The sequence below is a fragment of the Enterobacter sp. N18-03635 genome, from assembly GCF_004006055.1.
GTDB lineage: Bacteria > Pseudomonadota > Gammaproteobacteria > Enterobacterales > Enterobacteriaceae > Enterobacter > Enterobacter vonholyi.
The window spans coordinates 2,897,362-2,915,590 of sequence record NZ_CP034769.1; the positions used below are offsets into that span (position 1 = coordinate 2,897,362).

An 18,229-nucleotide genomic window follows, 5' to 3' on the forward strand; every position below is an offset into this window, starting at 1 on the left:
ACAAAATCGCAATATCAGAGACTTACAGAATATTGGTGAATAAAAAGCCAACGGTTTGTTAAGTTATTGTTGCCATTAATTGTATTTATTCGTCGGATTATATTCATGCAAGAAATGCATCAGTCGATGCGGCATTTGCGCTTATCTAATTCCTCATCCTGATCCAGTTTTCAGAAACAGACGCATAAAACGTCAACAATAAAACTGGAGATAACCATGTTTTCCTCAACCTCACCTGCAACCGTACGTTCTAAGGCGGGCGCGATACTTCGCGTCACGTCCGGCAACTTTCTTGAGCAGTTCGATTTCTTTCTGTTCGGCTTCTATGCCACCTATATCGCCCACACGTTCTTCCCGGCGAGCAGTGAATTTGCGTCGCTGATGATGACCTTCGCCGTCTTCGGCGCGGGCTTTTTGATGCGTCCCATCGGCGCGATCGTGCTTGGCGCCTATATCGATAAGGTGGGGCGCAGAAAGGGGCTGATCGTCACGCTGTCCATCATGGCGGCGGGGACGTTTCTGATTGTGCTTATCCCCTCTTATCAAAGCATCGGCCTGTGGGCGCCGCTGCTGGTGCTGACGGGCCGTCTGCTGCAGGGCTTTTCCGCCGGCGCGGAGCTTGGAGGCGTGTCGGTCTATCTGGCTGAAATCGCCACGCCGGGCCGCAAGGGTTTTTACACCAGCTGGCAGTCCGGTAGCCAGCAGGTCGCCATTATGGTCGCCGCGGCGATGGGCTTTGCGCTGAATGCCCTGATGGCGGAGAGCGCCATTCGCGAATGGGGCTGGCGCATCCCGTTCCTGTTCGGCTGTTTAATCGTGCCGTTTATCTTCTTCCTGCGCCGCAAGCTGGAAGAGACGGAAGAGTTCAGCGCGCGCCGCCAGCATCTGGAGATGCGTCAGGTCTTTAAAACGCTGCTTGGCAACTGGCAGGTGGTGGTCGCGGGCATGCTGATGGTAGCGATGACCACCACCGCGTTCTACCTGATCACCGTCTACGCTCCCACCTTTGGCAAAAAAGTGCTGATGCTGAGCGCATCGGACAGCCTGCTGGTCACGCTGCTGGTGGCGGTTTCTAACTTCATCTGGCTGCCGGTGGGCGGTGCCCTGTCGGATCGTTTCGGCCGCAAGCCGGTGCTGATTGCCATGACCCTGCTGGCGCTGGCGACCAGCTACCCGGCCCTGACGCTGCTGGCGAGTGCCCCCAGCTTCTCCATGATGCTGAGCGTGCTGCTGTGGCTCTCCTTCCTCTACGGCCTGTATAACGGCGCGATGATCCCGGCCCTGACGGAGATTATGCCTGCCGAAGTGCGCGTGGCGGGCTTCTCGCTGGCTTACAGCCTGGCAACGGCGGTCTTTGGCGGCTTTACCCCGGTAATGTCCACCGCGCTGATTGAATATACCGGTGACAAAGCTTCGCCTGGCTACTGGATGAGCTTCGCCGCGGTGTGTGCCCTGCTGGCCACGCTCTACCTCTACCGCCGCCGTGCGGTATCGCTGCAAAACACCGTCAAGTCACAGGGGGCAGTATGAAACGCACTTATCGCTATACCGCCAGCGCGCTGGTGCTGATGTTCCTGAGCGTCAATGCCTTTGCCCAGGACGTAAAGGTCATGATTTCAGGCGGCTTCAAAGCCGCCCTTGAAAAACTGGCTCCGGAATATGAACGCCAGACCGGGGATAAAATCGTGATCATCCCCGGCCCCTCAATGGGCGCTACGCCGCAGGCGATCCCAAACCGTCTGGCGCGCGGCGAGAAGGCCGACGTGGTGATTATGGTGGGCGATGCGCTGGAGAAACTCGAAAAAGCCAGCCAGACCCAGCCGGGTTCGCGAACTGAACTCGCGGACTCTCCCGTTGGCATGGTGGTGAAAAAAGGTGCGGATGTCCCTGATATCAGCAGCGATGCGAAACTGCGTGAAACGCTGCTGCAGGCCAGCTCCATCGCCTACTCTGACAGCGCCAGCGGTAGGTACGTCAGCCAGACGTTGTTCAAAAAGCTGGGGATTGAAAAAGAAGTGGCGGGTAAAGCGACAATGGTCGAGCGTATCCCGGTCGCCTCTGAAATGGCGAAAGGAAAATACGCCGTGGGCTTCCAGCAGGTTAGCGAGCTGCTGCCCGTTCAGGGCGTCACCTTTATCGGTAAAATCCCGGATAATCTGCAATACATCACGCGCTTCGCGGGTGCGGTCACCCGTCACGCTGAACATCCTGACGAGGGGAAAGCGCTGCTGACCTATCTCGCCTCACCGCCCTCACGCGCCGTCATCGAGAAGACGGGGATGATCCCCGTTACGTCCGGCGATACTGCTCGGTGATCTGCTTTTCCAGTTCAGCCGCGATATAAGACTGGATGCGCCCCCGGCGCCGGATAAGCCCTACGGTGCGTTTGACCTCCGGCGCCACCAGCGGCAGATGCGTCAGCAGCGTGTGCTCTGAGGTCGGCATTGACATGGCGGGAACGGCAGCGATGCCGATCCCCGCCTCAACCATACCGAGCATCGTGGTAACGTGGCGCGTTTCGCAGACGCTGGGCCGCTCGGGAACGATATCCCCCAGCATCCGATCGAGCAGGTTACGGTTACCTGACGTTTTATCGAGAGAGATATAATCCTGCTGATAAAATGCCTGCCACGTCAGGTGACTCTTCTGCGCCAGCGGATGATCCTTTCTGCACGCCGCGACGTAGACATCCTCCACCAGCGGGAAAAATTCGATTTCAGACGGCAGGTTTCCTGCGAAGCAGATACCAAAATCCGCCTGGCTTCGGGCCACGGCGTCAATCACATTCCCCGCGCTGCTGTCGATGAGCTTAATGCGCACGCGCGGATAGCGAGACTGAAAGCGACGGATCACATCAGGCATAAAGTAACAGGCGGCGGAAGGTACCGTGGCAACCGTGATCAGCCCCGTCCGCTCTTCGCTGGCTTTATCGACATCCGCCAGCATTGACTCAACGTTGTCGAGCAGCTGCGCGGAGCGCTCGGCAAAGTTTTGCCCATAGAGCGTCAGCGCCACGCGGCGGGTGGTGCGATCGAACAGCCGGTTCCCCAGCGCGGCTTCCAGCTTTTCAATCCTGCGGCTCAGGGCTGACTGGGATAAGCAGATTGATTCAGCAGCAACACGGAAGTTACCGTATTCCACTAACGCTCTGAAAGCATAAAGATCGTTAAGGTCAAAATTCACGGGCATAGCGTCTGGATGTCCTGTCGGGGAATACGCAACAAAGTCAAAAATAATAGCGTCTTACGGAACCACCGCAACCTGTACGGCGATGAAATAGGTCAAAGGTCGTTGAGATGCAGGCGAACATACCCTGCACGATCGGCAATGGCCTGCCGCTCCTCTTCCTTCATGTCCGCAAGCTGTTTAAAGACAATGCCCAGGCGGGGATTGTTACCCAGACGCGCCTGATTGCGCGCAAAGAAATCCCAGTAAAGGGCATTAAAGGGGCACGCCAGCTCCCCAGTGCGCTGGTTATGTTGATACCGGCACCCCTGACAGTAATTACTCATCTTATGAATATATGACGCGCTCGAGACGTAGGGTTTACTCGCCAGTAAACCGCCATCGCCAAACTGGCTCATGCCGAGGGTGTTGGGCAGCTCCACCCATTCGAAGGCATCAATATAGACCCCCAGATACCATTCATGAACCGCCTGCGGCGACAGGCCGCTGAGCAGGCTAAAGTTGCCGATGACCATCAGGCGCTGGATATGGTGGGCGTAAGCCTCCGTGAGCGACTGCCCAATAGCATGTGACAGGCAGCGCATCTGCGTCCTGCCGGTCCAGAACCAGTCCGGCAGCGGAGCGTGCTGGTCTAAGGCATTCAGCTCCCGATAGCCCGGCATCTGCGACCAGTAGATCCCACGCACGTACTCCCGCCAGCCGAGAATTTGTCGGATAAACCCTTCAACGGCGGGCAGCGGCGCATGGCCCGAACGCCATGCCTGCTGGGCGGCTGCGACCACTTCCCGCGGATTAAGCATTTTGGTGTTTAGCGCGAATGAAATTAACGAGTGGAAAAGAAAAGGTTCCTCCGCGTGCATCGCGTCCTGCCAGTTTCCAAACTGCGGGAGCGCGTGCGCGATAAAATCATCCAGCCTGGCTTTGGCTTCAGCACGGTTGAGCGGCCAGCGAAAATTGTCGGCCTGCGGTTCGCCGAAGGTCTTTACGCCGCAGCGTTGGATCTCCGCCCATAAGGCGGAACGATCGTTGCAGGGACGCGCGTCCACCGGCGCGGGAGGCTCGCCGGACCAGCGCTTGCGGTTTTCAGCATCGAAATTCCATTTACCTCCCTCCGGCTCGTCTTCTGATGTCAAAAGAATGCCGTGCTGACGACGCATTTCCCGGTAAAAGTACTCCATTCGCCAGCTTTTGCGCGTTGCAAAGAACGCGCTGACCTGTTCCCGCGTGGTGAAAAAATGCTCGCTGCTGACGCAGGCCGCTTCAACGGAGGCCGTCTTCGCCCACGCCTGCAGCTGTGTATCCAGACGCCATTCGTCGGGCTCCTGCCATATCACCCTACCCGCGTCGTAATGCGCAACAAGCGCGTTGAGATTGTCTTCCAACGCGCCGCGGTTTGAGCCGTCAGAGAGCCGGACATACCTCACCCGATGCCCCTTCTCCTTTAATGCAGAGGCAAACGCGCGCATGGCGGCGAAGATAGCGATAACTTTCTGGGCGTGATGAAGCACATAGGCGGTTTCTGCCCGGAGTTCCAGCATCACGTAAATGACGTTCGAACTGCAGGTATCAAACCAGCTGTGATGCGGATTAAGCTGATCGCCCAGGATCAGACGCAGCTCGGTCAACGGTGGCTCCTGCGACAGCGCTCAGAACAGTATTTAACCTCATTCCAGCATTTCGCCCATTTCTTGCGCCACGTCATGGGCCGCTGGCAGTGCACACACAGCCGACTGGGCAGGTCCTGCTTGTTACCTTTAAAATCGCTCATCTTTTCAATACCGTACTGATTTCTTCACTGAACCTGTGGATGAAGGCTACGACAGACTTCACAAAATGAAGGTGATGCCTGCAAACCGCTACCCACCGCTACGTACGAATGATAGTTTATTCAGGCTGGAATTGTCGCAGTGAGCGATTTTCTGGCATCTTAACCGAACCTGACTTTCCCATTTTTGTTCAAGTGACGAGTTTGCGAGCAAAGCGATGATAAAGTGGCCCTGGAAAACGAATGAAGCTGGCCGGGATATGGCGCTGCCATGGAATGACGCGCTGACAATCCCTGTTCTGGCTAATCTTAAGCCGGATGAACAAGCGAAACTGGTTCAGCTTGCGGATCGTTTTTTACAGCAAAAACGCCTGGTTCCACTGCAGGGTTTCGAGCTCGATCCGCTTAAAAACGCCCGCATCGCCCTGCTTTTCTGTCTTCCGGTGCTTGAGCTCGGCATTGAGTGGCTGGACGGTTTCCACGAAGTGCTAATCTATCCCGCACCGTTCGTAGTGGATGACGAATGGCAGGACGATATCGGGCTGGTGCACAACCAGCGCGTGGTGCAGTCCGGACAAAGCTGGCAGCAGGGGCCGATTATTCTGAACTGGCTCGACATTCAGGACTCGTTCGATGCGTCCGGTTTTAACCTGATTATCCATGAGGTAGCCCACAAGCTGGATACCCGCAACGGCGATCGCGCCAGCGGCGTTCCATTTATCCCGCTTCGCGAAGTGGCGGGCTGGGAGCACGATCTGCACGCGGCGATGGATAACATCCAGGATGAAATAGACCTGGTCGGCGAAAGCGCGGCCAGCATTGACGCCTATGCGGCAACCGACCCGGCCGAGTGCTTTGCGGTGCTCTCGGAGTATTTCTTCAGCGCACCCGAGCTCTTCGCGCCCCGCTTCCCGGCGCTGTGGCAGCGTTTCTGCCAGTTTTATCAGCAGGATCCCCTGCAGCGTCTGCGGCAAAATGAGGAGTCTGGCGGCCATTCCTCCCGTCAGATCCATTAAGGTTTTTCAGCAGGGGGACGCTCGGTTGACCGTACCCCTATGCTCAACGCTAAAAACAGCAATGCCATTCCCCATGCGGCTACCGTTAAAGACTGCTCGCCGTAAAAACGCGTCACCACGGGCACCAGCAGCGCGCTGACGCCGTAGCCTAACGTGTGGCTGGTGGCGATGACGCCCGCCCCTTTCCCGGTGGTCAGCCTGTCGTTAAGCAGCAGCTGGTAGCCCGGCGTGGCCATCGCCGCCCCGAGTGACGTGATAACAATCCCCACGTAGAACAGCGCTAAACCGGCGACAGTCATCAGCCCTAGCCCTGCCACCATCAACACCGCCGCGATGCAGAGCAACGTCATCGGGGTGAAATGCTGCGGGCGGACCACCAGAAACTGTGCCGCGAGCGTGGCCAGCGCGGCCAGGCTCAGCAGGAGCGCGACATGATGGCTGATCTCCCGGGCGTTGCCGTCCAGCAACGGGCTAAGATGCGGCGACAGGCCAAGCTGCATCAGGCTCACCAGCGCCGCCAGCAGCAGCGCCAGCAGCAGGAACGGCAGCATGGAGGCCTGCAGACGGGTTGCCTGGTGAGCTACCGGCGGCAGCGGCGGATCAGCGACTTCGCGAAGCACCAGCAGCAGAGCGATAAGCGGCGCAACCGCCATCAGCCAGAGCGGCGCCACCGGATTAACGCTGAGCATCAGCGCCGCCAGCGGCGGGCCGAGCAAACGCCCGCAGCTCAGGCCGGAGCTTATCGTCGCCAGCGCGGCCATTCTTTTCTCCAGCCCCGCACGCTGAATTGCCCAGGTCTGGGCCGCAGGCACCAGCCCCGAGACCGTCAGTCCGTAGAGCAGGCGCGAGAATATAAGCCCCGCCAGCCCCCAGACCGTATCCAGCCTTCCGGCCGCCATCGCCCAGACCACCAGCGCCATCACAACAAAACTGGCCAGATAGCCGCCCAGCGAGGCGAGCATCACGTACTTACAGCCCCTTCGCTCGCTTTGACGCCCCCACCAGGGCGATGCGGGTAAAAAGAGCATAGATCCAAACATCAACAGTCCGGCCCAGACCGAGAGCGACAGCCCGGTCAGGTTCACCAGCTGCGGGAGCATCACCAGCAGGCCGTTTTGCCCGATACCTAATAAACCCGCACATAACGCCAGGGGCCAGTTGGCTTTTGAGGTGACGTTTTCGGTCAATATTTCAGAGTCAGCGCGCATGAGAATGTGAACATAGTGTCAATAAATGTGTGGAAATTATGAAGTTTATGAAAACAAATATTGCAAAAATGGTTGCGACTGTAAACAGAATGAATATCATAACGAGAATTATTATCAATCATGGAATGAGGTACATCTATGCGTGCTCTGCTCCGCGCCGCCGGTACAGACGTTGCAGCCCAGTGTTTTTTAAACGCCCTGTTGCGCGAAACGAAGGACTGGCGCTATCTCCCCGCTACTGATGCGGATGCGCTATCTGAGATCCATATCCCGCTTTCCCAGACCCAGGCGCTTCGGGTGCCGGTACGCTATTTCTCTCCCACCCAGCACCATCAGTACCGTTTACCGGCAACGCTTATTCAGAGCAACCTAGATAGTAGTGACGCCGTCACATTCTCTCAACTGGTTGATTTAATTCTTGAAAAACCATCCGTAAAAGGCTCGCTGGATGCCGACACGCTGGCGCGTTTTAAGCAGCGCGTCCTCGAAAGCCATGCCCACACCTGGCAGGCGATCGATTTACGCCACAACTGGGCAACCCTGCGCGATAAGCCGCTGACGTTTGCCGACGCGGAACAGGCGCTGCTGGTCGGCCACGCGTTTCACCCGGCACCAAAGTCGCACGAGCCGTTTAACGAAGCCGAGGCGCGCCGCTACCTGCCCGATTTCGCCTCACGCTTCCCGCTGCGCTGGTTTGCCGTTGAGAGCACGCTCGTTGCCGGCGACAGCCTGAACGTCTCCCTGCGCGAACGTCTGCTGCGCTTCGCGGCCCAGAGCGCGCCCGAGCTGCTCAGCCACTTCACCGACACCCGCTGGCTGCTGCCCATGCATCCGTGGCAGGCCGACTATCTGCTGGAGCAGGACTGGTGCCAGCGTCTGGCAGAAAACGGTTCACTGCAGGACCTGGGTGAAGCGGGCGCACAGTGGCTGCCCACCAGCTCCTCCCGCTCGCTGTACAGCGAAACTAACTGCGACATGATTAAGTTCTCCCTCAGCGTGCGCCTGACCAACTCCGTGCGCACGCTGTCGGTCAAAGAAGTTAAGCGCGGCATGCGCCTGGCGCGCCTGGCGAAAACGGAACGCTGGCAAGATTTACAGGCACGCTACCCGACCATGCGCGTGATGCAGGAAGACGGCTGGGCGGGGCTGCGCGACGAAAGCGGCGCTATTCAGGAAGAGAGCCTGATGGCCCTGCGCGTCAATCTGCTGTTCGATACGCCAGGCACCCAGACCAACGTGCTGGTCAGCCTGACGCAGGCCGCGCCGGACGGCGGCGACAGCCTGCTGGCCGCGGCGGTGCGCCGTCTGAGCCAGCGTCTCGATTTACCGCTCGCCCAGGCCGCCCGCTGCTGGCTGGACGCCTATTGCGACCGCGTATTAATCCCGCTGTTCAGCGCCGAGGCGGACTACGGCCTGGTCCTGCTGGCGCACCAGCAAAATATCCTCGTTGAGATGCAGCAGGATTTCCCGATCGGACTTATCTACCGCGACTGCCAGGGCAGCGCGTGGACCGAAAGTGCCGACGCGTGGCTGAAAGAAGCTGGCGAAACTGAGGTGGAAAACCGTTTCGGTGAGAGCCAGCTGCTGCGCTACTTCCCTTACTACCTGCTGCTGAACTCTACCCTTGCCGTCACCGCCGCCCTCGCTGCCGCCGGTTTCGACAGCGAAGAGAGCCTGATGTCCCGGGTGCGTGCTGCGCTGGCCCAACTGCGCCGCACGGCGAAGCAGACCCGCTGCCTCGACTACGTTCTCGACAGCCCGACCTGGAACTGCAAAGGCAACTTCTTCTGCTACCTGCACGATCGCAATGAAAACACCATCGCCGATCCGGCGGTGATCTATTTCGACTTTAGCAACCCGTTTTACAAGGAGAAGGCGTGATGGCCATCGCGAATATTGTCCATTCCGGCTACGGCTTTCGCTGCACCGCAACGGATCGCGCGCTGCCGCTGACGTTGGGTCTCGACGGCAGCGCGGTGCTGGAGCGTCTGAAGGGGCTCCCGGACGGCTGGCTGGTGCAAGCGCTGGATCAGCTGTTTGTGGCCGCCCCCGCGCTGACCGGCATTACGTTACCGTGGGCGGACTGGCAGGATGAACCCCAGGCTGGGGCGCTGTTTGGCCTGGCCCACGGAGATTATCTGGCGCGCGACGCCTTCTGGCAGCTGCCGCTGTGGCTGAAAGGCGAACGGCCGCAGGCCAGCGGCGGAATGCAGTTTGACGAGAGCCGTCAGCTTTACTTCCCGCTGCGCCCTCGCCGCCCGCAGGGCGAAGTGTATCGCCGTTACGATCCGCAGATTAAGCGCACCCTCAGCTTTCGCGTGGCCGACGTGGCGCTGGACGGCGAGCGTTTTACCCGCTGGATGAACAACCCGCGCGTGAACGCCTTCTGGGAGATGGCGGGCCCGCAGGCCGAGCAGGAAAACTACCTGCGCCGTCAGCTTGACTCGACCTACTGCTACCCGGTTATCGGCTGCTTCGACGACCAGCCGTTTGGCTATTTTGAACTCTACTGGGCACCGGAAGACCGCATTGGCCGCCACTATCGCTGGCAGCCGTTTGATCGCGGGCTGCACATGCTGGTGGGCGAAGAGAACTGGCGCGGCGCGCAGTACATCCGCAGCTGGCTGCGCGGCCTGAGCCACTATCTGTATCTCGATGAACCGCGCACCGCGCGCATCGTCGCCGAGCCGCGCTTCGACAACCAGCGCCTGTTCCGCCATCTGGCCTCTGCCGGTTTCGACACCGTGAAAGAGTTCGACTTCCCGCACAAGCGCTCGCGCCTCATCATGAGCCAGCGTCACCGCTTCTTCAGCGAGGTGGGCCTGTGAACGCGCTCTGGGAGAAAGTGAACCGCGAGATGGTGGCGAAGATCCTCGCCGAGCTGGAGTATGAACGCACCCTGAGCGCCGAGACAGTTTCGTCTGACGCCTGGCGCATCGCCATGGGCATCGAGTCCTGGCAGTTTCGCGCCGCGCGCGGGATCTGGGGCTGGCTGCATATCGACCCGGACAGCCTGACTACCGCCAGCGGTGCCGCCGTGGAGGCGGAAAGCGCGCTGCTGCAGCTGGCAGCGGTGCTGGAGATGAGCGACGCGCAAACGGCGGAGCACATGGAAGACCTCTACGCCACGTTGCGAGGCGATATGCAGCTGCTGCAGGCGCGTGACGCGCTGGACGCGGACGCGCTGATCCACCTCGACCCGGACGAATTACAGTGTCTGATGCGCGGCCACCCGAAGTTTATTTTCAACAAAGGCCGCCGCGGCTGGGGTCTGGACGCGCTGCGTCAGTACGCGCCTGAGTATCGCGGGCGTTTTCGTCTGCACTGGGTTGCCGTTCAGCGGGAGCATCTGGTCTGGAGCAGCGACGTCGATTGCGATATCAGCGCCCTGCTGGCCAGCGCCATGGACAACGCCGAGCGCGCCCGCTTTGACGCCCGCTGGCAGGCGCTGGGTCTCAACGACGGCTGGCTGCCGGTGCCGCTGCATCCGTGGCAGTGGCAGCAGAAGATCGCCATTCATTTCCTGGCGCAGCTGGCGCGCGGTGAGATGGTTGAGCTGGGCGAATTTGGCGACGAGTATCTTGCCCAGCAGTCCCTGCGCACGCTCACAAATGCCAGCCGTCGCGCGCCTTATGACATCAAGCTTCCGCTGACTATTTACAACACCTCCTGCTATCGCGGTATTCCCGGCAAATACATTGCCGCCGGGCCGCTGGCCTCGCGCTGGCTGCAGCAGCAGTTCGCCAGCGACGCTACGCTTGCGCGCTCTGGCGCGCAGGTGCTTGGCGAACCCGCCGCCGGATACCTGTCGCATCCGGGCTATGCGGCGCTGCCGAAAGCGCCCTATCGCTATCAGGAGATGCTGGGGGTGATCTGGCGCGAGAACCCATCCTGCTATTTACAGGACGGCGAACAGGCGGTGCTGCTGGCGGCGCTAATGGAAACCGACAACGACGGGCGCCCGCTGATCGACGCGTGGATTAAACGCTCGGGGTTAAGCGCCGAAGCGTGGCTGGAAAAGCTGTTTGAGGCATCGGTGATCCCGTTCTATCACCTGCTCTGCCGCTACGGCGTGGCGCTGATCGCCCACGGCCAGAACGTGACGCTGGTGATGAAGGATTATGTCCCGCAACGCATCCTGCTGAAGGATTTCCAGGGCGATATGCGCCTGGTGGACGAGGATTTCCCGCAGGCCCAGAGCCTGCCGGAACAGGTGAAGGCCGTCACGGCGCGCCTGAGCGCGGATTACATCATCCACGATCTGCAAACCGGCAACTTTGTGACGGTGCTGCGTTTTATCTCGCGCCTCACGCTGCAATGCGGCGTGAGCGAAACGCGCTTCTACCAGCTTCTGGCCAGAGTTTTACGGGAGTATATGGCGGCGCACCCGGATCTGGCGGAACGCTTCGCCAAATTCGATCTCTTCAAGCCGCAGATTATTCGCGTGATCCTCAACCCGGTCAAACTGACCTTCTCCGAACACGACGGCGGCAGCCGCATGCTGCCGAACTACGTCACCGACCTAGACAACCCTCTTTTTCTGGCCTCCAGGGAGTCAGCGCAATGAAAACCTATGATTTCATCGGCATTGGTATCGGCCCTTTTAACCTCAGCGTCGCCGCGCTGGCGGAAGGGCTGGACGGCTTTAGCTCGCTGTTCCTCGAGCGTAAACCGCACTTCTCCTGGCACCCGGGAATGATGGTGCCGGACTGCCACATGCAAACCAGCTTCCTGAAGGATCTGGTCAGCGCCGTTGAGCCGACCAACCGCCACAGCTTCCTGAACTATCTGGTGCAGCGCAAAAAGTTCTACCGCTTCCTGACCACCGAACAGCGCACCGTTTCGCGGGAAGAGTTTGCGGACTACCTGTGCTGGGCGGCAGACAACCTCACCAACCTTGCCTTCAGCCAGCAGGTGCAGCAGGTGAACTTTGATGAGAAAAGCGGCCTGTTTGAGGTGGTGACCCAGCGCGACCGCTTCCTGGCGCGCCACGTCTGCGTGGGGATTGGCAAACAGATTAACCTGCCGGACTGCGTTACGACACAGGACGATACCTGCTTCCACGCCAGCGAGATGATGCTGCGCACGCCGGACCTTACGGGCAAGCGCGTTACCGTCGTCGGCGGCGGCCAGAGCGGCGCCGACCTGTTCCTGAATATTTTCCGTGGCGAATGGGGCCAGCCGCTGAGCCTGAACTGGGTCTCGCGCCGCAACAACTACAACGCGCTGGATGAAGCCGCCTTTGCTAACGAGTATTTCACGCCGGAGTACGTGGACAGCTTCTCTACGCTCGGTGCAGAGGCGCGTCGTCAGATGCTGCACGAGCAGAAGATGACCTCCGACGGCATCACCACCGAGTCCCTGCTGGCGATTTACCGCGCCATGTACCACCGCTTTGAAGTGCTGCGTGAAAAACCCTGGGCGCACCTGATGCCGTCCCGCTCGGTGACGGCCCTGACGCGCATGGAAAACGGACAGCGCCTGAGCATACAGCATCACCTCGACGGCGGCCGCGAGCAGCTGGAGAGCGACGTGACGATCTTCGCCACCGGCTATCGCGCCGTGCAGCCTGCGTTCCTCGCGCCGCTGTCTCACCGCCTGCATCTGGATACGGACGAAGCCTTCTGCATCAACAACGATTTCACCCTCGAATGGGACGGCCCGCAGAGCAACCGCCTGTTTGCCGTGAATGCCGGGATGCACCGTCTCGGCATTGCCGAACCCCAGCTCAGCCTGATGGCCTGGCGTGCGGCGCGAATTTTGAATCGCGCGCACGGCGACGAGCCGTTTGAACTGGCTACCACCCCTGGCGTTATCCACTGGCGAAGCACCACCAGCCCGGAGAACAGTCAGGTTTTTAAATCCTTAGCAAAAACCACCGAGTACTGACACACACAATCAGGGTCAACATAACAATGAAACGTTCTCATCTTTGGGTTTTAAATCCTTGCTTGCTTGCAATGCTTTCTACCTCTGCGTGGGCGGAAGAACAAAAGGAAGAAAATATCGTGGTCTCCGCCAGCCGCGCGCAACGCAGCGTGGCGGAGATGGCGCAGACCACCTGGGTCATTGAGCGGGCTGAAATTGAGCAGCAGGTTCAGGGCGGGAAAGAGATTAAAGAAGTGCTGGCGCAGCTGATTCCGGGCATGGACGTCAGCAGCCAGGGGCGTACCAACTACGGCATGAACCTGCGCGGCCGCTCCATGATGGTGATGGTGGACGGCGTGCGCCTGAACTCGTCCCGCAGCGACAGCCGCCAGCTGGACTCTATCGATCCGTTCAACATTGACCGTATCGAAGTGATCTCCGGCGCCACGTCACTCTACGGCGGCGGCAGCACCGGTGGCCTGGTGAACATCGTCACCAAAAAGGGCCAGCCGGAGACCGAGGTCGAGTTCCAGACCGGGACAAAGAGCGGGTTTAATAGCCATAACGACCACGATGAGAACGTGTCGGCAGCGGTCAGCGGCGGCAACGATAACGCTTCCGGTCGTCTGTCGGTGTCGTATCAGCGCTACGGCGGCTGGTATGACGGCAACGGCAACGAGGTGATCATCGATAACACCCAGACCGGATTACAGTATTCTGACCGTATTGACGTGATGGGCACAGGCACCATTAACATCGACGATCATCAGCAGCTGCAGCTGACTACCCAGTACTACAAGAGCGAGTCCGACGGTAAGCATGGTCTGTATCTCGGGAAGAACTTCTCGGCGGTCACGGGGAATGCGACCGCGTACAACAAAGGTAACCTGGACTCTGACCGCGTGCCGGGTACCGAGCGCCATCTGATCAACCTGCAGTATTCCAATACCGACTTCTGGGGCCAGGATCTGGTCGCGCAGATTTACTATCGAGACGAGAGCCTGACCTACTACCCGTTCCCGACCCTGACCAAAGGCGTGGTGAGCAGCATCGGCGCGTCCCAGCAGAAAACCGATTTTTACGGCGGCAAGCTGACGCTGAACAGCAAGCCGGTGGACGATTTAACGCTGACCTGGGGTGTGGATGCCGACCACGAAACCTTCGACGCCAACCAGCAGTTCTTTAACCTGAGCAAGGCCGCGGCGAGCGGCGGCATGGAGCTGGATAACGCCTACAACGTGGGCCGCTACCCGGGCTACAGCATCACCAACCTCGCCCCGTTCCTGCAGGCCAGCTACGATATTGACGCCATCACCCTGAGCGGCGGCGTGCGCTACCAGTACACCGAGAACAAGGTAGACGATTTTGTCGGTTACACCCAGCAGCAGGCCATCGCCACCGGGAAAGCAGCCTCCGCCGACGCGGTGCCGGGCGGTAAAACCGATTACAACAACTTCCTGTTTAACGCCGGGATCCTCGGTCGCCTGACCGAACAGCAGCAGCTGTGGTTTAACTTCTCCCAGGGCTTCGAAATTCCGGACCTGGCGAAGTACTACGGCTCCGGCACCTATCAGCTCAGCAACGGTCACTATCGCCTGCTGAACAGCGTCAATGTCAACGACTCGACGCTAGACGGTATCAAGGTCAACGCTTATGAGCTGGGCTGGCGCTACACCGGGGATAATCTGCGCACGCAGGTCGCGGCGTATTACTCGCTCTCGGATAAAACCATCACCATCAACAAGACGGATATGACCATCAACCTGGAAGACGACAAGCGTCGTATCTACGGGGTGGAAGGTCAGGTGGACTATTTCTTCACCGACAGCGACTGGAGCACGGGCGCGAACTTTAACGCCATCAAGTCAGAAACCCGCGAAAACGGGAAATGGGAGAAGCTGACGGTTGACAGCGCCAGCCCGTCGAAAGCCAGCGCGTGGGTCAACTGGGCGCCGGGCGACTGGACCCTGCGCGTGCAGAGCACGCAGACCTTTGACGTGTCAGACTCCGACGGCAAGAAGATTGATGGCTATAACACGGTCGACTTCCTGGGCAGCTACGCCCTGCCGGTGGGTAAAGTCAGCTTCAGCGTGGAAAACCTGCTGGACAAAGACTACACCACCGCCTGGGGCCAGCGCGCGCCGGGGCTGTATAGCCCAACCTACGGTGCACCGGGTCTGTATACCTATAAAGGCCGTGGACGGACGTTTGGTCTGAACTACTCCGTACTGTTCTAATCCTGCGCGCCGCCTGCGGGCGGTGCATTTCACTGTGTAATTTCAACGCAAATTTACTATAAAATCAGCGATTTGCTGAAATTGTCGACAAACGAATGAAAAGTGCGTTTTCACCCTTTGACAAGGCGCAGTGAGGTCGCTACTATGCGCCTCGTTCACACGATTCCTCTGTAGTTCAGTCGGTAGAACGGCGGACTGTTAATCCGTATGTCACTGGTTCGAGTCCAGTCAGAGGAGCCAAATTTGAAAAGCCTGCTTTTGAAGCAGGCTTTTTACTTTTCTGCGTTCGGAAAATTTGCCGGGTGGCGGCTTCGCCTTACCCGGCCCAGGGGACCCTGGGGCACGGTAAGCGCAGCGCCTCCGGGCAATAAACCGCTGCTCTCATCATTTTTCCTCTGTCTTATTTTCGACTGGCGGAAAGACCAGTAATACTCAGGGCAGCCTGGCAATCACCTTAATTTCAAACTGGAACCCGTACAGCCACGTCACGCCGAGCCCGGTCAGCGTAGGGTAAGGCGCTTCCCCCCAATATTCTGGCAGGATACTCCAGATTGCGTCGAGGTTTGACTCGGGATCGACGACAAAGAGGGTCACGTCAACCACGTCATCGAACGTGCAGCCCGCAGCCGCGAGGACAGCAATAAGATTATCGAAGGCCAGCCTGACCTGCGCTTTCAGATCGGGCTCAGGCGAACCATCCTCGCGACTACCCACCTGCCCCGAGACGAACAAGAAACCGTTGGATTTGATGGCCGGTGAATACCGATTGCGCTCATAGAGTGCCTGGCGTCCGAGGGGAAAAACAGCTTCGCGTGTTGTCATGTTTGTACCTTTGAAATAGGGCGAAATCAGCCCGTTGAACATAAAGACACTTTACAGGCGCAGGTTCGGGCGGATAAACAAGCGACTTTGTCCATCATTGTTTGTAATATCCAAACAATCGGTGAAAAGAGAGGACAAGGGATGGATCGTTTCGACGCGATGCGCGCCTTTGCTCGCGTGGTGGAGGCAGGTAGCTTCACAAAGGCTGCCCAAACGCTTCATATGAGCAAAACCACGGTGACGCAGCTCATTCAGCAGCTGGAAGCGCGCCTGCGCGTCAAATTGCTCCATCGCACCACCCGCAGGCTCGGCGTTACTCCTGATGGCGCGGTCTACTACGAGCGCGTCATCCGCCTGCTGGCGGACATGGAAGATGCTGAAAACAGCCTGTCCAGTGCGACGATGACGCCCAGGGGACGCCTGCGGGTAGATGTGCCGACTCCTCTCGCCCGCCTGGTGCTGGTGCCCGCGCTACCGGCTTTTCACGCGCGCTACCCTGAAATTCAGTTCGACATGGGCGTGAGTGACCGGGTGGTGGATCTGATCGGCGACAACGTGGATTGTGTCGTGCGGGGCGGCGAAATCAACGACCAGTCCCTGATCGCACGCCATGTCGGCGATTTGCAAATCGGTGTTTACGTCGCACCGAGCTATGTGGAACGCCTCGGCGCCCCTGCGCACCCGCGAGAGCTGGAAAATACCGACCATCGCATAGTGGGATTCTTATCCTCACGCACCGGTAAGATTGATCCTCTGGTACTGAACGATGAGAGTGAACATATTGAAATCACGGGCAACTATGTACTTGCCGTGGATGATGGCAATGCTTACCTCGAAGCTGGGCTAGCGGGATTGGGCGTGATTGCGCTGCCGGTCTATATGGCGGCAGCACATCAGGCTCGCGGTGCCTTGATTCCGCTATTTGAACGCTGGCGTATTGCTCCAATGCCCCTGTACCTGGCATTTCCGCCGAACCGCCATGTCAACGCCAGACTGCGTGTTTTTATTGACTGGATCGTTGAGTTGATGCAGCAGCATGTCCCCACTACTTACAACAAGTGACGACATCCCTGCCCCCTGATTCGGCCAGCGCAGCGCCACCGGGCAAGCCAGCACCTAAATCTGATAATCAATCGCCACTTCTTCCGGCTCCATGACCTGACGTTTAATCTCATCCACCGACAGCCCGGCATTGCACAGCTCGATAAAGCGCCACACATAGTTGCGCTGCAGCTGTCCGCGCTTCAGGCCAAGCCATACGGTGTTGGCGTCAAACAGATGACGCGTGTCAAGACGCACCAGGTTACCGTCTTCGCGTTCTCCGCTGGACTGTTCCGCCACCAGACCAATGCCCAGCCCCAGCTCGACGTAGGTTTTGATCACATCAGAATCCTGCGCGCTCAGCACGATGTCCGGCGTTAACCCTTTACGGTTGAAGGCTTCATCAATACGCGAGCGTCCGGTGATCCCCTGGCGGTAGGTAATGAGCGGCCATTTCGCAACGTCTTCCAGCGTCAGGGGAGAGACCTGATTGAGCGGATGATCGACCGGAAGTAACAAGCTGTGGTACCAGCGGAACCAGGGGAACGCCACCAGCAGCGGGTCGTTGCTCAGGCGTTCGCTGGCAATGCCGATATCCGCCCCACCGTTTTGCAGCAGCACTTCAATTTCCTGCGGCGTGCCCTGGATAAGCTCCAGACGGACGTCAGGGAAAAGTTCGCGGAACGCTTTGATCACCGGCGGCAGGCTGTAGCGCGCCTGGGTGTGGGTGGTGGCGATGGTGAGCACGCCCGAAGCGTCATTGGTGAAGAGATCCGCCAGACGACGCACGTTGCTGGCCTCGTTGAGGATCCGCTCTGCGATGGTGAGCAAAGCCTTACCCGGCTCCGTCATGCCGAGCAGTCGCTTGCCGCGACGGATAAAGATCTCTATGCCCAGTTCCTCTTCCAGCTCGCGGATATGGCGGCTGACGCCGGACTGAGAGGTATAAAGCATATTGGCGACCTCGGTCAGGTTGTAGTCCCGCCTGGCCGCCTCACGGATGATTTTAAGTTGCTGGAAATTCACGATTCACTCCGGCGCATCTGACATAGCTCTATTGTTAGAGTCTGTCGCGCTGCAGAACAA

At 59.0% G+C, this 18,229-nt stretch carries 15 protein-coding genes and 1 tRNA gene; 10 read left to right on the top strand and 6 right to left on the bottom strand.

Features of this window, described 5'->3' with window-relative positions:
• Positions 1-216 precede the first annotated feature (216 nt).
• The gene (locus ELK40_RS14575; protein WP_127731546.1) at positions 217-1,530 is read left to right on the top strand and encodes an MFS transporter; all 1,314 of its coding nucleotides are present in this window, start codon (positions 217-219) and stop codon (positions 1,528-1,530) included.
• Positions 1,527-2,315 carry a substrate-binding domain-containing protein gene (locus ELK40_RS14580; protein WP_127731548.1) on the top strand — a complete coding sequence of 263 codons (789 nt, stop codon included), beginning with the start codon at positions 1,527-1,529 and terminating at the stop codon, positions 2,313-2,315. Before ELK40_RS14575 ends, ELK40_RS14580 begins: the two co-directional genes overlap by 4 nt.
• Here the strand turns inward: ELK40_RS14580 and ELK40_RS14585 are convergent.
• From ELK40_RS14585 to ELK40_RS14595, 3 genes are all read right to left on the bottom strand, one after another.
• The gene (locus tag ELK40_RS14585) at positions 2,290-3,189 is read right to left on the bottom strand and encodes a LysR family transcriptional regulator (protein WP_111966038.1); all 900 of its coding nucleotides are present in this window, start codon (positions 3,187-3,189) and stop codon (positions 2,290-2,292) included. The genes ELK40_RS14580 and ELK40_RS14585 overlap by 26 nt on opposite strands.
• A 92-nt stretch (positions 3,190-3,281) precedes the next feature.
• Positions 3,282-4,811 carry a cryptochrome/photolyase family protein gene (locus ELK40_RS14590; RefSeq protein WP_127731550.1) on the bottom strand — a complete coding sequence of 510 codons (1,530 nt, stop codon included), beginning with the start codon at positions 4,809-4,811 and terminating at the stop codon, positions 3,282-3,284.
• Entirely contained in the window at positions 4,808-4,954 is a 147-nt protein-coding gene (locus ELK40_RS14595) for a DUF2256 domain-containing protein (protein WP_071530926.1), read from the bottom strand. Before ELK40_RS14595 ends, ELK40_RS14590 begins: the two co-directional genes overlap by 4 nt.
• Positions 4,955-5,169: 215 nt before the next feature.
• Here ELK40_RS14595 and mtfA point away from each other — a divergent pair, with 215 nt between their 5' ends.
• The gene (gene mtfA, locus ELK40_RS14600) at positions 5,170-5,967 is read left to right on the top strand and encodes a DgsA anti-repressor MtfA (protein ID WP_111966040.1); all 798 of its coding nucleotides are present in this window, start codon (positions 5,170-5,172) and stop codon (positions 5,965-5,967) included.
• Here the strand turns inward: mtfA and ELK40_RS14605 are convergent.
• The gene (locus ELK40_RS14605; RefSeq protein WP_127731552.1) at positions 5,964-7,175 is read right to left on the bottom strand and encodes an MFS transporter; all 1,212 of its coding nucleotides are present in this window, start codon (positions 7,173-7,175) and stop codon (positions 5,964-5,966) included. The genes mtfA and ELK40_RS14605 overlap by 4 nt on opposite strands.
• 138 nt (positions 7,176-7,313) lie before the next feature.
• Here ELK40_RS14605 and ELK40_RS14610 point away from each other — a divergent pair, with 138 nt between their 5' ends.
• From ELK40_RS14610 to ELK40_RS14635, 6 genes are all read left to right on the top strand, one after another.
• Entirely contained in the window at positions 7,314-9,056 is a 1,743-nt protein-coding gene (locus tag ELK40_RS14610; RefSeq protein WP_127731554.1) for an IucA/IucC family protein, read from the top strand.
• Complete coding sequence (locus ELK40_RS14615; RefSeq protein ID WP_127731556.1) at positions 9,056-10,003, top strand: GNAT family N-acetyltransferase; 948 nt, start codon at positions 9,056-9,058, stop codon at positions 10,001-10,003. Before ELK40_RS14610 ends, ELK40_RS14615 begins: the two co-directional genes overlap by 1 nt.
• Positions 10,000-11,742, top strand: coding sequence for an IucA/IucC family siderophore biosynthesis protein (gene iucC, locus ELK40_RS14620; protein ID WP_127731558.1), 1,743 nt, complete (start codon positions 10,000-10,002; stop codon positions 11,740-11,742). The genes ELK40_RS14615 and iucC overlap by 4 nt, the downstream gene beginning before the upstream one ends.
• On the top strand, positions 11,739-13,064 hold the full coding sequence (locus ELK40_RS14625; RefSeq protein WP_127731560.1) for a SidA/IucD/PvdA family monooxygenase: 1,326 nt from the start codon (positions 11,739-11,741) through the stop codon (positions 13,062-13,064). The genes iucC and ELK40_RS14625 overlap by 4 nt, the downstream gene beginning before the upstream one ends.
• A gap of 26 nt (positions 13,065-13,090) precedes the next feature.
• Positions 13,091-15,280, top strand: a complete 2,190-nt coding sequence (locus ELK40_RS14630; protein WP_127731562.1) for a TonB-dependent siderophore receptor — start codon at positions 13,091-13,093, stop codon at positions 15,278-15,280.
• Between the two features lie 164 nt (positions 15,281-15,444).
• Positions 15,445-15,520 (top strand) — tRNA-Asn (locus ELK40_RS14635).
• Positions 15,521-15,712: 192 nt separating this feature from the next.
• Here the strand turns inward: ELK40_RS14635 and ELK40_RS14640 are convergent.
• The gene (locus ELK40_RS14640; protein ID WP_127731564.1) at positions 15,713-16,102 is read right to left on the bottom strand and encodes a RidA family protein; all 390 of its coding nucleotides are present in this window, start codon (positions 16,100-16,102) and stop codon (positions 15,713-15,715) included.
• Between the two features lie 141 nt (positions 16,103-16,243).
• Here ELK40_RS14640 and ELK40_RS14645 point away from each other — a divergent pair, with 141 nt between their 5' ends.
• Positions 16,244-17,164 carry a LysR family transcriptional regulator gene (locus ELK40_RS14645; protein WP_127731566.1) on the top strand — a complete coding sequence of 307 codons (921 nt, stop codon included), beginning with the start codon at positions 16,244-16,246 and terminating at the stop codon, positions 17,162-17,164.
• 54 nt (positions 17,165-17,218) lie between these two features.
• On the opposite strand, the gene cbl is transcribed toward ELK40_RS14645, so the two are convergent.
• Positions 17,219-18,169, bottom strand: coding sequence for an HTH-type transcriptional regulator Cbl (gene cbl, locus ELK40_RS14650; RefSeq protein WP_111966052.1), 951 nt, complete (start codon positions 18,167-18,169; stop codon positions 17,219-17,221).
• Positions 18,170-18,229 lie beyond the last annotated feature (60 nt).